We start from the raw sequence: 14,023 nt of genomic DNA on the forward strand, positions 1-14,023 counted from the left end.
GGACTAATGCTACTTAGCTCGTGTGGCGCGCTTTCTTGCTGCATGCAGCCCAGCGTGGGGTGGTGCCAGTCTTGAAGCTGCGTTCCCTAAAACGCGTAAACCCATACACGGAAGTTTCGGAACCGGTATCTGGGCGGTTCCAGCGCTTTTGGCTACGCTCGCTCGCGGCTCCCATAACCGACCTCCATTTTTCTGCACCAAGGCAACAGAGATTAATTACTTCTTAATCTGCTAAGAAAAGATTAATTTATGGTGGTTACGGCGTCAACTTCCTGGTTTAACTCAATGTGAGGTTTAAGCCACAGTGCGCCCGGCTGCATAAAGCTGCTTGGGCATGTCACGGCGGAGGCTCCATTCGAACTGGATCGGCTTCTCACCGCTGTGCGTGACGTAATCGACGTTTCCTAGGAAGGTATATGCCGAAGCCGTATCCACCTTGTTCTTCTTATTAAAACGGGTTGCGATGATGATGTTGCCGTTGAGCTCATGGTGGTGGATGTAGCGGCGGGCCATCGCGGACTTAAGTGATGTGGTGGATTGGGATTCCCAGTGCAAACGATCCGGTGCTAGCGGGTAATCGCGGTAGTTTGTCGAAGCACTAACGTTCTCATCCTTTTGGAAAGTAACCAGGAAAAGATCAGTGTTAGAGGCATCGAAGCGGCGTACCCCTTCGCGTGGGAGGTTGGCGAGCTTGCGCAGAGAGCCGTCGTCCAAAGCGCCGACGAGTTCGGCGAGGCTGTAATCCGCGTGTGTTTCCAAGACACTATTCGTCGATTTCTCTGGGATGACTCGGGAGCGGTCGAGTGTGAGCCGCATAACCTGAGTTACTTCGGCGACGAAGGCAGGGCAGGCGCGGATGATGCCCAGGGCCTGGTCAATGGTCTCTGGGATTGCCGTATTTGAGTTCGCCCACAGAGCCAGCACAAGCATGGTGGCGTACCGGACTTGCTCGGGAGTCATATCGTTCTCATATGGCCCATCCGGAGAAACCAGGAGACTGTAGGCCGCTACGCGGTTGAGATCGTTGATGTGTAGCAGCACCCGGATTCGGCTGAGTAGAAACTCTTCGTGCTCGCTCGCAGGGCCGGAGGGCAGCAGGTTCTCGTCGCGAAGCAGCGTGGTCCACGTAATGCCCTTGCGACGGTAGATGTCTTCCACGGGGACGCCAGAGCTATTTATGAAGCTTGCGAGGTCGGTCGAGCCGTAGTCAGTAATGAGTGCTCGTATCTTCTTAACGGTGTTCCGGGCCAAGCGTTTGATGTTCTTTAGAACGCGCTCGGTCGTCACGCGGTCCAAGGTGATGCTAGAGCCAGGCGGGGCAGTAGGGAATCCTTGCTCTACCTCCTTGGCGAGGTTCTTTCCGCGAGCGGCGGTAAGCACCTTGAAGCGCTCTTCGAAATCGAATTCCTCGTGCTGGAGACCTAAGAAATCAAAGACGGTACAGGCGTTCTTTCCTTCGTTGAGGCGCAGACCTCGGCCAAGCTGTTGGACGAAGAGCACCGGGCTTTGCGTCGGGCGCAGAAGCAACAGCGTGTTGACCGCTGGGATGTCGATGCCTTCGTTGAAAATATCGACCGCGAAGATGATCTTGATCGTGCCTTCGCGAAGCTGCTCGATGGCGCGACGACGCTCATCAATGTTGAGCTTGCTGCTGACCGCTAGGGCAGGGATACCGAAAAGGTTGAATTGCTCCGCCATGTATTCGGCGTGGGCGATGGTCACACAGAAGCCAAGGGCTTTCATCTCGGAGAGATCGAAAATGCGACAGTTGAGCTCATTGATGATGAACCTGGTGCGCTTTTCTCCGGCCTTGATATAAAACTCGCTCAGCTCCGAAGCTTGATAGTCCTTCTTTCCACGGTTCCAGGTTAGGCTCGTCAGGTCAGTAGCATCGTCGACTCCGTAGTAGTGCAACGGTGCGAGGAGCTGGAGGCGCAACGCATCCCAGAGGCGAAGCTCATGGGCTACGCGATAATCGAAATACTTCTGGACGTTCTCACCGTCACCGCGCTCCGGTGTAGCCGTGAGGCCAAGGAGCTCACGCGGCTGCAGGTAGTCCAGAACAGCGCGATACGTTGCGGCTTCGGCGTGGTGGAACTCATCAATGACGACGACTTCAAAATGGTCCGGCGCAATCTGGGCCAGGCGCTTGCCATGCAGCGACTGGATGCTCGCGAAGACATGGTCCCACTGGGCGGGCTGATCACCGCTTAGGAGGAGCTCGCCAAAGCTGGCAGTGCGAAGAACCTCGCGGTACGTCCGCTGGGCCTGGGTGAGAATCTCACGCCGGTGGGCAATGAAAAGTAGTCGTGGCCTTCGCCCCAGTTTCTCGCATAGGCGGCGGTAGTCAAGTGCAGCCACGACCGTCTTGCCTGTACCGGTGGCGGCAATGAGGAGGTTGCGGTGACGACCGTGAACTTCGCGCTCGGAGTCTAAAGCTTCGAGCATCTCCTCCTGATAAGGATAGGGCTCGACGCGAAGGCCTGATAGCTCGAGCTTTTCGCCGGGCTTTGATTCGAGGAATTTGGCGCTGCCTAGCGCGTCCTTGAGGCGCTCGTAGTCCTTCTCGGGATCAAATGCTTTGAAGTGGGCATCGTACCAATAGCTGTCGAAGGTTTTGATGAACTTCTCAATGATCTCCGGCGTGGAGGAACGAGAACCTCGGACGTTCCACTCCCAGCCGTCAACAAGCGCTGAGCGCGAAAGGTTTGAGCTGCCGATGAAGGCGGTGTCGAACCCGGACTTTCGCCGGAAGAGCCAGGCCTTGGCATGCAAACGTGTGCTCTTGTGTTCGTAGCAAATGCGGACTTCAGCACCGTAATCTTCCACGAGTCGGCGCACTGCGGCTGCTTCGGTCGCCCCGCAGTAAGTGGACGTAATGACTCGCAACGGAATCTGGTGATCCCTGAGGTATTCCAGTTCATCGCTGATGATCGCAATGCCCGAGCTCTTGATGAAAGCGCACAGCAGATCGACGGAGTCCGCCGTTCTAATCTCACGGGCGATCTCAACCGACATATTGGTGTCGTCCACGCTGTTGGTGAACAAGGCACTGGTGTTGAGCGAGACTTCCGGAAGCTCCGGGGCCTCCTCGAGCTCTGATCGATAGATGGCGTAGAGCAGCTGTTCTGCGGCGATAGACTCATCCGCACCAAGATGTTGTGCTAGCGCATTGATGAGGGCAACGCGGTCTTCCGCCTTCGTCATCTCGGTGAGTTTTTGTTCAAGTGCTTTGGCGAAATGCTGAGACACTGCCGCGGCGAAGCGCGGATTGACGTCCTTCGTGGACTCGTGAGCGATGCCAGTAGCAGCCGTGGGGCGAGCCCGTTTGGTCTCCTCGATCCGCTCCTGAATACGAGCGGTGACCGGGGTTTCGTAGATGCCGAAGGGCAGGATGGATTCGAAACTCATAGGCGCGAGGAAATAAGTTTGACGGCGGGAATGTCTGCGGGAGCCCAGTCGAGTTCCCGTGCCGCGGCAGGGGTCACCCAACGAGTCTCATCGTGATCACTAAGGGTTAGTTCACCGGATGCAATGCGGCACAGAAAAGTAGTTAGCTCAATGGTGGCGAAGTCATACTCGTACACGGTCGAGGTGACCTTGTCGCCAACGGTTGCGGTTACGGAAAGCTCTTCCTTGATCTCACGCGCGAGCGCCTGCTCCGGGGTTTCGCCAGATTCAATCTTGCCGCCCGGAAACTCCCACATGCCGGCGAGGGACTTTCCAGGAGCCTTTCGGCAGGCCAGGAAACGATTGCCGTCTGTGAAGACGGCGCCGACAACACGAATCGGTGAACTCATGGGGACCAGTATGCCGGCTGGCCCCGGTCTTATCTAGGAATTCGCGCCCGTGGCAGCAGAAAAATGCGCCGTCACAATGTCATCAATCAACCGCGCGGCCAGCTTGGCGGTGTGGGCGTCGATGTCGAAGGTGGGGTTGAGCTCGACGACGTCGACAAGCGCCAGGCGTCCCGTGGCGGCGATGGTGAGTGCGAGTTCTCGGATGATGTTTACCGGGACGCCGAGGCCTGCGGGGGCGGAGACACCGGGTGCTTGGTCGGCGGGCAGAACGTCCAAGTCGATGGAGAGGTGGATGGGTGTGGTACCGGCGCAGATGCGCGCGGCGGTGTCGCGCACCTGGGCGCGGTCCATGCTGAGCAGTTCCTCGTCGAGGACGACGGTGACGCCGAGGGTGGAGGCTTCGTCGAAAAGCACCGGCGTGTTGTTGGGGCGGGAGATTCCCAGGACGGAATAGTCGAAGTCCTCGCGGCCCACCAGGTCAGAAATCTGCTTGAACGGGGTGCCGGAGGTGGGCACGTCCGCGGTGCGGAGATCGAAATGCGCGTCCAAGTTGATGATCTGCAGTGGGCCCTGGGCGCGGAAGGCGCCGCGGTGGGAGCCGAAGGCTGTCTCGTGGCCGCCGCCGAGGATGATGGGCAGGTGCCCGGCGCGCGAGAGTGTCTCCACTGCTTCGGAGAGGCGCTCGTGGGAGCCCTCCAGGTCGGTGCCTTGAGTGGTGATCGTGCCGGCGTCGTAAAGCGGGTGCGTATGGTGCAGCGCCAGGGAACCCAGGGCGCTGCGCAGGGCGGCCGGGCCTGCAGCCGCGCCGGGGCGTCCATGGTTGCGCTCAACGCCCTCGTCGGAGGCAAAACCAAGGAGTGCGACGCCGGGTTCTGCCTGGGGCTTGGCGACGTCCAGCGGGCGAACCACGCTGTGCCACCGCGCATGCTCGGGGCCCGGGCCATCGGAGCGGCCGGACCACTCGGGGGCGGGGGAGTAGGCGGGGGCATCAACGGTGTTCATGGTTATCCTTTCGCGTCTGCTTCTTGCGGGTCCGTTCCCTGTGGAGCCCGCGCGGCGGTGCGGCGGCCGGTGAGGTAGAAGATGGCCGTCATGAGGAGGATGAAGATAACGCCCGTGGCGAGTGCCGGGCGGTACTGCTCCTGCCACACCATGATGCCAAAAGTGAAGATGATGAAGGCGATGGAGAAGTATTGGCCCCAAGGCCAGAAGGGGACGGTGTATTCCAGGCTGGCGCGTTCTTCGGTGGGCATCTGGCGGCGGGAGGCCACGTGGGCCAGGAGGATCATCAACCACACGTAGATGGTGGCGAAGGTGGCCAGGGAGGCGATGATTTCGAAGACATTCTCCGGGATGAGCGCGTTGAGCGCGGTGCCGATGATCATGACGATGAGCAGGATAATCATGGTCATGACGGGCACACCCCGAGTCTTCTTCGCCATGATCTGCGGCGCGAGGTTCTGGCGTGCCAAGCCGGTGAGGACGTTGCCGGCGCCGAAGAGATCGGCGTTGATGGCAGAAACCGCCGCGGTGATGACGACGACGTTGAGGGCGGCCGCGGCCCAGGTGACGCCGAGGGTGGAGAAGATTTGGACGAAGGGGCTTTCCTCACCGGTGATGCTGCGCCAGGGGTTGATCATGAGGATGACCAGGATGGCCAGGACATAGAAGAGCAGGATGCGCACCGGGATGGTGTTGACGGCCTTCGGCACGGACTTGGCGGGGTCCTCGGCCTCCGCGCTGGCGACGCCGACGATCTCCGTGCCGCCGAAGGCGAAGAGGACGAGGATGAAGGAAGCGACCATGCCGGAAATACCGTTGGGGAAGAAGCCGCCATCGTTGACCAGGTTGGCCGGGCCGGTGGTCTCCGCGGTGGAGAGGCCGAAGACGAGCACGGCCACGCCGCCTAGGATCATTGCGATGACGGCGCCGACCTTGACGATGGTGAAGGCGAATTCCAGCTCGCCGAAGGCCTTAACCGTGGCGAGGTTGGCGCCGCCGACGAGGAGCAGCGTGGCGGCGACCCACACCCACTTGGGCGAGCCGGGGAACCAAAATTGCATATAGACGCCGATGGCGGTCAGGTCCGCTAGGGCCACGATGACCATCTCGAAGGCGAACATCCAGCCGGTGATATAACCCGCCCAGGGGCCTAGGAAGGCGCGGGCGTATTCGGCGAAGGAGCCGGTGACGGGGTGGTGCACGGACATCTCACCCAGCGCGCGTAGGAGGAAGTAAACCACGGCGCCGCCGAGGAGATAGACCAAGAGGACCGAGGGGCCGGCGGCTTGGATGGCGCCGGCGGAGCCGTAGAACAGGCCGGTGCCGATGGCCGAGCCCAAGGCGATGAAGTGCAGGTGCCGGTGTTTCAAGCCGGGGCGCTTGGCGGTGGTTTCTGCCACGGGGATGCGTCCTCCTCAGTTCCCCAATGCGGTGCTCGTTGGTTCCGGCGCCGCGGATGAAGGGGAGTGGTTGGTGCGGGTGGGTCTGGGAGTTACTTTCCTCTAGTTCAGACGTGGGGTCAATTTTGTGGTGGGGGTGGCACGGTTGGGCTCTATGGCGGGGGACTCATTCCGCTTGTGGGGGTGACGTGTGTGACAAGTGTGTGTGGTGCCGCTAGTATGTGGAAGACCTGCGTGTGGCTGTCGCGTGGGCACGGCTTCAAGCAACCGCCTTTTCTTGGTGTGTGCTTGATCGGCGCGATCATTTAAGAGAACGCGTTTGTGGCCGTGCTAATGACGTGTAGTTTCCACCACCGTGAGGTAGAACATGAACTCTGAAGACGCAATCGTTGACGCCTTCTACGAGAGCGACGACGATGTCCCCTCCAAGAAGGGCATCTGGCGCCTCTTTGTCTACAGCGCTATTGGCGCTTTCGTATTCTTCTTTCCCATCAGCTATGACGGAAAGAAGTCCATCCCGCTTGACCACATGGTCACCATCATCCGCACCTATGCCGATGCCTTCGTGCCCTGGTTCATCCTGGCGCTGGCGCTCTATGGCACGGTGCGCAGCATCGTGAACAAGAACTGGCGGGAGGGGCCGCTGCAAGCGGTCTTTACAGTTCTCAACGTGGTGGGCCTGGTGGTTTCCTTCCTCATGGTCATCGGAACCCTGCCGGGAGTGCTGGGCAATGAGGGCATCGTGCCCTTCCTGTGGAATTCCATTGCCACCCCGGTGGGCCTCATCGTGCCGATTGGCGGCGCCTTCCTGGGCCTGCTGATTGGCTATGGCCTCCTTGAATTCGTGGGCGTGTTCATGCAGCCCATCATGCGCCCGCTGTGGCGCACGCCGGGGCGCTCCGCCATCGACGCGGTGGCCTCCTTCGTGGGCTCCTACTCGCTGGGAATTCTCATCACCGACCGCGTGTATCAGCGCGGCGGCTACACCGCGCGTGAGGCATCCATCATCGCGACGGGCTTCTCGACGGTCTCGGCGGCCTTCATGGTGATCGTCGCCAAGCAGCTCGACCTGATGGGCATGTGGGGGACCTACTTCGCGGTATCCCTCCTGGTGACCTTTGTGGTTACGGCGATTACCGTGTGGATTCCGCCGCTGAGCAGGATCCCTGATGAGTACGTGGACGGCGTGCAACCGGACCCAGAAAAGCCGGTCAAGGGTAACTTCATCAAGGCCGCCTGGCGCGAGGCGCTGCTGGCGCTGGACCGCGCGCCGTCCTTGGGCGCTGCCATCTGGGAGAACCTGCGCGATGGCGTGCGCATGGCGGCGGCGATCGTGCCCTCCATCATGTCCGTGGGCCTGATCGGCCTTTTGCTGGCTAACTTCACCCCGCTCTTCGATTGGTTGGGATACCTGTTCTACCCATTCGCGTGGATTGTCCAGCTGCCGGAACCGGCACTCGCGGGCAAGGCAGCCGCCATGGGAATCGCGGAAATGTTCCTGCCTGCCACCGTGGCGGCCGGGTCCTCGAGCATGGTGCTCAAGTTCGTGATCGGCGTGGTCGCGATTTCCGCCATCATTTTCTTCTCCGCGCTGGTGCCCTGCATCCTGGCCACCAAGATTCCTATCAAGCTGTGGCAGCTCGTGGTCATCTGGTTCGAGCGCGTGGTGCTCACCATCATCATTACGACGCCGATTGCCTTCTTGGTGACCTAAGGAGGACTTAAACGAGGGCTCACTAGAATGTGGGCCCATGAGTACCTCCCGAGTCCCGGCGGCGCGCAACGCGCTGGAAATCCTCAGGCTGCTGTCCACTATCGACGTGCCGATTTCCGCCGCGCGCATTCGCAGCGAGCTGAACCTACCGCGCTCGTCCACCTACCACCTGCTCAAGGAGATGGTGGACGCAGGATTCGTGGTGCACCTGCCGGAGAACCAAACCTATGGGTTGGGGCTCGCTGCCTACTCCATGGCCGCGGCTTATGCCACGCAGCAGCCCCTCGTGAAGGCAACGCAGGGGCACCTTGAACGCATCGCTAGCACTGTGGGCGGCTCGGGGCACCTGTCACGTTTGGCGGGGTCGGAGATCCTCTACCTCAACGAGGTGCGCGCGCCGGGGGCGCTGTCACTGGTCACGGAGAGGGGAGTGCGCCTGCAGGCACAAAAGACGGCCTCCGGGCGCGCCATGCTGGCGCTGCTACCAGAAGCGGAATGGCGGGCGGCCTATTTCCCTGGTTCCTTAGGTTTTGGGGAGTACAAAGAGATACTGCGCCAGGTACGCGAGCGTGGTTGGGCCGAAGAAATTGAGGTGGTGGCGCGGGGGCAGGCGTCGGTAGGCGTGGCGGTGGTGGACCACGTGGGCAGGCCCGCGGCGGCGCTGGCTGTGACCTTTCCCGTGGGCACCGTTGATGCCGCCGGAGTGGCGCAGAAACTACACGCGGCTGCGCAGCAGGTTGCGGCGAGGATGTACGGGCGCCGTTAGTGTGCGTGGGTGTGCGAGGTGCTTGCGCGCCGGGGAACCTGTTGTACTATGAGCGCAGCGCGTAAGGCTGTCGCGCGTATCACTATTTTTCTAAACTTGTGAAAGCAAGTACGTATTTTCGCGTGCCTATTCTACCCCTTATTGAAAGGGGCGAGGTGCGGGTAATGCAGTGACGTCGAAGGAGCCTTACATGTCCAATTCTGATCCCTCCACCGTGACCGTGGGTATCGGTGCGCTGAGCATCGAAGAGGTTGTAGCCGTAGCGCGCTATGGCGCACAGGTAGAGATTTCTGAGGATGCCCTGGCGGAAATCGCCTCCACTCGCGAGCGCGTCGAGGAGTTGGCCCAGGACCCGACTCCGGTCTACGGCATTTCTACTGGTTTCGGCGCGCTGGCCCGCCGTCATATTCCGGAGGAGATGCGCGCGCAGCTGCAGCTCTCGCTCGTGCGCTCCCATGCTGCGGGCACGGGCCCGGAGGTAGAGCAAGAGGTTATCCGAGCGCTCATGTTGCTGCGCCTGTCCACCCTGTGTACTGGCCGCACCGGCGTGCGTCCGGTGGTGGCGCAGACCTATGCCGCGGTGCTCAACGCGAATATCCACCCGGTGGTCCGCGAATACGGTTCTTTGGGCTGTTCCGGTGATTTGGCGCCGCTCGCGCACTGTGCGCTGGCGCTGTTGGGCGAGGGCGAGGTGCGCGTCGATGGCGGCGACATCACCCCAGCCGCTGAGGCCCTGGAGGCTGCCGGCATTGAGCCGCTCAAGCTGCGTGAGAAGGAAGGCTTGGCGCTAATCAACGGCACCGACGGCATGCTGGGGCAGCTGTGCCTGGCTATTACAGATCTGCGCGAACTGGCCAAGACCGCGGATATTGCCACCGCAATGACGGTGGAAGGTCTGCTGGGCACTCTGGTGGTCTTCGCCGATGACCTGCAGCAGCTGCGCCCGCACCCGGGCCAGGCGGATGCTGCGGCGAATATCCTCTCGGTGGCGGAAGGCTCGGAGATTCTCGCGGCGGCCCTCGAGGACTTCAAGAAGAAGCAGGTCCAGGACGCCTATTCGGTGCGCTGCGCCCCGCAGGTGGCCGGTGGTTTCCGCGATACCCTGGCGCATACCGCCTTGGTTGCGGAGCGTGAGCTCGCTGCGGCCGTCGACAACCCGGTGGTGGCCAAGGATGGGCGCGTGGTTTCCAACGGTAACTTCCATGGCGCGCCGGTGGCCTACGCGCTGGACTTCCTGGCCATCGTGGTGGCTGACCTGGCCTCTATTTCTGAACGTCGCACCGATCGCTTCCTCGATGTTGCCCGCAACCGCGGCCTTAACGCCTTCCTGGCCGATGACCCGGGCGTGGACTCCGGCCACATGATTGCGCAGTATGCGCAGGCGGGCATCGTCTCTGAGCTCAAGCGCCTGGCCAACCCGTCCTCGGCGGATTCCATCCCGTCTTCGGCGATGCAGGAAGACCACGTTTCTATGGGCTGGTCGGGCGCGCGCAAGCTGCGCAAGGCAGTCGACGGACTGCAGCGCGTCCTCGCCATCGAAATTCTCACCGCCGCCCGCGCTATTGATATGCGTGAGGGCAAGCCGGCCAAGGGTACTGGCGCGGTCATTGACACTCTGCGCCAGACCGTGCAGGGTCCGGGCACCGACCGCTACCTCTCCCCAGAGATTGAGGAGACCGTGCGCCTGGTCAAGGAAGGTGCGCTGGTGGCTGCGGTAGAGGGGGCCGTCGGCACGCTGCGCTAACTCCACCCCAGCCCCATGGTCCACGCGGTCCATGGGGCTTTCTCGTCCGCCCTTGATTTCAAAAGTGCAGACCTGGAAGTACAGACCTGGTCGTCGCAAAGCACTGCCTTGGCGCTTCACGACGCCCACCTGCGTGAATGCACTTCCAGGTCTGCACTTTTGGGTTGGGTGGAGGTATGGAGCCATTGGGTTGGTTGATGCGGGGCCGCTGCAGGGCAGCTGAATGTGGCGGAGGCGGGCAGCGCGCCGCTGCAGTACGGGTCGTGCGACAGTCTTGTATCTGAGACAACTAGGTCAAAAGTGTCCTGGCTCATGGTGCTGCGTCACAGTAACTTGTCCTGTGTGACGCTGACCAAGCCTTAAAAGGGACAGCCCCGGGAAACCGGCCTTGGGGGTTTGGGAGGGCGTCGAAAAGCACGAGCGAAAGGAAGTCATGTCTGAACCCCGCGAAGTACGCGCCCCGCGCGGAACCGAACTGAACGCCAAGTCTTGGCAGACCGAAGCCCCGCTGCGCATGCTCATGAACAACCTCGACCCCGAGGTTGCCGAGCGTCCCGAGGACCTCGTGGTCTACGGTGGCACCGGCCGTGCCGCCCGCAGCTGGGAAGCCTTCGATGCCATCGTGGAGTCCCTCAAGGACCTCGAAACCGATGAGACCCTGCTGGTGCAGTCCGGCAAGCCGGTGGGTATCTGGAAGACCAACGAGTGGGCACCGCGCGTGCTCATCGCCAACTCCAACCTGGTCGGTGACTGGGCCAATTGGGAGCACTTCCGCAAGCTCGAGGACGAGGGCCTGATGATGTACGGCCAGATGACGGCCGGCTCCTGGATTTACATCGCCACCCAGGGCATCCTGCAGGGTACTTTTGAGACCTTCGCGGCCGTGGCCAAGAAGCGCTTCAACGGCACGCTCGCCGGCACCTTCACCCTGACCGGTGGCTGCGGCGGCATGGGCGGCGCGCAGCCGCTGTCCGTTACTTTGAACGGCGGCGCCTGCCTCATCGTTGATGTTGACGAAACCCGCCTGAAGCGCCGCCAGTCCAAGCGCTACCTCGATGAGGTCGTCACCGACCTGGACGAGGCGCTGAAGCTGGTGCTCGACGCCAAGGAGAACAAGAAGCCGCTGTCCGTCGGTCTGGTGGGCAACGCCGCCGAGGTCTTCCCGGAGGTGCTGCGCCGCCAGCGCGCCGGCGAGTTCACCGTGGATATTGTTACCGACCAGACCTCCGCGCACGACCCGCTGAGCTACCTGCCCACCGAAATCACCGTCGAGGATTGGCACAACGAGGCCAAGGCGGATCCGACCACCTTCACGAAGAAGGCCCGCGAGGCCATGGCCGCCCAGGTCCAGGCCATGGTGGAATTCCAGGACGAGGGCGCCGAGGTCTTCGACTACGGCAACTCCATCCGCGACGAGGCCCGCAAGGCCGGCTATCAGCGCGCCTTCGAGTTCCCGGGCTTCGTCCCGGCCTACATCCGCCCGCTCTTCTGCGAGGGCCTTGGCCCGTTCCGCTGGGCAGCGCTTTCCGGCGACCCGGAGGATATCAAGGTCACCGACCAGGCACTCAAGGAGCTCTTCCCGGACAACGAGCACCTGCACAACTGGCTCGATGCCGCAGAGGAGTACGTGGAGTTCGAGGGCCTGCCGGCACGTATTTGCTGGCTGGGCTACAACGAGCGCCACAAGGCTGGCTTGCTCTTCAATGACTTGGTCAAGGAAGGCAAGATCAAGGCCCCGATCGTCATCGGCCGCGATCACCTGGACTCCGGCTCCGTGGCCTCCCCGTACCGCGAGACCGAGGCCATGCTCGATGGCACCGATGCCGTGGCTGACTGGCCGCTGCTCAACGCCATGACCGCTGTGTCTTCCGGTGCCACCTGGGTATCCATCCACCACGGCGGTGGCGTGGGCATGGGCCGCTCCATCCACGCGGGCCAGGTCACCGTCGCCGATGGCACCGAGCTGGCCGCCGCCAAGCTGCGCGCGGTGCTCACCAACGACCCGGGCATGGGCGTTATCCGCCACGTGGATTCCGGTTACACTCGCGCCAAGGAAGTCGCCGACGAGCGCGGCGTGCGTATCCCGATGGAATTCAAGGCCCGCGACTAGACACGAGAGGAAAAGAAGATCATGTCCACCCTGTTTACTGGAATCTCAGAGCTGCGCACGGTGTCGGAGGCAGGCACGCTTGCCGACGCCTCCCTCATCGCCAACACCGACGGCACCATCGCCTGGATCGGACCGGCCTCCGAGGCGCCAGCCGCGGACGAGAAGGTCGACCTTGGCGGGCGCGCAGTTCTGCCGGGCTGGGTGGATTCCCATACCCACATGATCTTCGACGGCGACCGCTCCGCCGAGTTCGAAGCTCGCATGGCGGGCGAGTCCTACCAGGCCGGTGGCATCGCCGTGACCATGGACGCGACCCGTTCGGCGGGGGAGGAGCGCCTGGAAAAGCTTCTGGTGGAGCGCATCGCCGCCGCCCGCCGCGGGGGAACGACGACGCTGGAGACGAAGACAGGCTACGGCCTCAACACCGCCTCCGAGGTTGAGGCCGCTCGCGTGGCGGCCCGCCACGTCGATGACGTGACCTTCCTTGGCGCGCACCTCGTGCCGCCGGGAGCAGAGGCCGAGACCTACCTCGACGAGGTGGTCGGCCCCATGCTCGATGGGGTGGCCGAGCACGTGCAGTGGATTGACGTCTTCTGCGAGCGCGGTGCATTCGACGAGGATCAGTCGCGCCGCGTGCTCGAGGCCGGTAAGGCCCGCGGATTGGGCGTGCGCGTGCACGGCAACCAGCTGGGCGAGGGGCCAGGCGTAGCACTCGCGGTGGAGCTGGGTGCTGCCTCCGTGGACCACGTCAACTACCTCAGCGATGCCGATGTTGAGGCACTGGCGTCTTCGGATACGGTGGCCACCTTGCTGCCTGCCTGCGACCTGTCCACGCGTGAGCCGCTGGCACCGGGACGCAAGCTTATCGACGCCGGCGGGACCGTCGCCATCGCCTCCAACCTCAACCCGGGCACCTCGTACACTTCCTCGATGAACTTTTGTGTGACCACGGCCGTGCTTCAGCAGCACCTCACCCTCGATGAGGCCATCGCCGCCGGCACGCTGGGCGGTGCCACCGCGCTGCGCCGCCAGAATGTTGGCGAGGGCAAGGATGCGCAGGGCCGTCCGGCCAAGGGCTCGCTGGTGGTCGGTGCTGCCGCGGACCTCCATGTCCTCGATGCCCCGAGCGCTATCCACTTGGCCTACCGCCCGGGCATGCCGATGACCTGGAAGACCTTCGTGGGTGGCCGCGAAGTCTAGGCCGGGGCAAAGGCACCATTTGAGGGGCACCGTATAAAGAAACCGACATGTATTGACGTGGGGTTTTAGATTTCGGAAGCCGCAAATGGTGCCTTTGGGTTTGGTATCTTCGGTCTTTTTGGGCCTTCGCGGACGGGGACTAAGTGTGATTCAAAGGGCTGGGTCAAATGGGGCTGAGTTAAAGGGCCTTGGCTGAAGTTCGAGGTGCCGGGGTGCCGTGTCGGGAAGAGACAGGTCGTGGGGAGAAATAGCTAATCTCACCTCAGTGCCGTACTCTGGTGTGAGCA

9 protein-coding genes are annotated in these 14,023 nt (G+C 62.3%); 5 read left to right on the top strand and 4 right to left on the bottom strand.

Annotation, left to right across the window (positions count from 1 at the left end):
- Nucleotides 1–294: 294 nt before the first annotated feature.
- Genes HMPREF2604_RS02400 through HMPREF2604_RS02415 form a run of 4 tightly spaced genes read right to left on the bottom strand, consistent with a single transcriptional unit; the run spans nucleotide 295 to nucleotide 6,202 of the window.
- Complete coding sequence (locus HMPREF2604_RS02400) at nucleotides 295–3,411, bottom strand: DUF3427 domain-containing protein (RefSeq protein WP_070562930.1); 3,117 nt, start codon at nucleotides 3,409–3,411, stop codon at nucleotides 295–297.
- Complete coding sequence (locus HMPREF2604_RS02405; protein ID WP_070562934.1) at nucleotides 3,408–3,800, bottom strand: (deoxy)nucleoside triphosphate pyrophosphohydrolase; 393 nt, start codon at nucleotides 3,798–3,800, stop codon at nucleotides 3,408–3,410. Before HMPREF2604_RS02405 ends, HMPREF2604_RS02400 begins: the two co-directional genes overlap by 4 nt.
- A gap of 33 nt (nucleotides 3,801–3,833) precedes the next feature.
- Entirely contained in the window at nucleotides 3,834–4,802 is a 969-nt protein-coding gene (gene hutG, locus HMPREF2604_RS02410) for a formimidoylglutamase (protein ID WP_070562937.1), read from the bottom strand.
- Nucleotides 4,803–4,804: 2 nt separating this feature from the next.
- Nucleotides 4,805–6,202, bottom strand: coding sequence for an amino acid permease (locus HMPREF2604_RS02415; protein ID WP_070562940.1), 1,398 nt, complete (start codon nucleotides 6,200–6,202; stop codon nucleotides 4,805–4,807).
- 367 nt (nucleotides 6,203–6,569) lie between these two features.
- On the opposite strand from HMPREF2604_RS02415, the gene HMPREF2604_RS02420 reads away from it, so the two are divergent.
- The 5 genes from HMPREF2604_RS02420 to hutI all read left to right on the top strand — a co-directional run bounded on the left by HMPREF2604_RS02420 (nucleotide 6,570) and on the right by hutI (nucleotide 13,736).
- A complete protein-coding gene (locus HMPREF2604_RS02420) occupies nucleotides 6,570–7,916 on the top strand; it encodes a YjiH family protein (protein WP_070562943.1) in 1,347 nt (448 codons plus the stop codon).
- Nucleotides 7,917–7,953: 37 nt separating this feature from the next.
- Nucleotides 7,954–8,682, top strand: a complete 729-nt coding sequence (locus HMPREF2604_RS02425; protein ID WP_070562946.1) for an IclR family transcriptional regulator — start codon at nucleotides 7,954–7,956, stop codon at nucleotides 8,680–8,682.
- Nucleotides 8,683–8,872: 190 nt separating this feature from the next.
- Entirely contained in the window at nucleotides 8,873–10,426 is a 1,554-nt protein-coding gene (gene hutH, locus HMPREF2604_RS02430) for a histidine ammonia-lyase (protein WP_070562950.1), read from the top strand.
- A 433-nt stretch (nucleotides 10,427–10,859) separates the two neighbouring features.
- Nucleotides 10,860–12,536 carry a urocanate hydratase gene (locus HMPREF2604_RS02435; protein ID WP_070562954.1) on the top strand — a complete coding sequence of 559 codons (1,677 nt, stop codon included), beginning with the start codon at nucleotides 10,860–10,862 and terminating at the stop codon, nucleotides 12,534–12,536.
- Nucleotides 12,537–12,557: 21 nt separating this feature from the next.
- A complete protein-coding gene (gene hutI / locus HMPREF2604_RS02440) occupies nucleotides 12,558–13,736 on the top strand; it encodes an imidazolonepropionase (RefSeq protein WP_070562957.1) in 1,179 nt (392 codons plus the stop codon).
- Nucleotides 13,737–14,023 lie beyond the last annotated feature (287 nt).

The organism is Corynebacterium sp. HMSC055A01, assembly GCF_001809405.1.
GTDB classification, from domain to species: Bacteria; Actinomycetota; Actinomycetes; order Mycobacteriales; family Mycobacteriaceae; genus Corynebacterium; species Corynebacterium hesseae.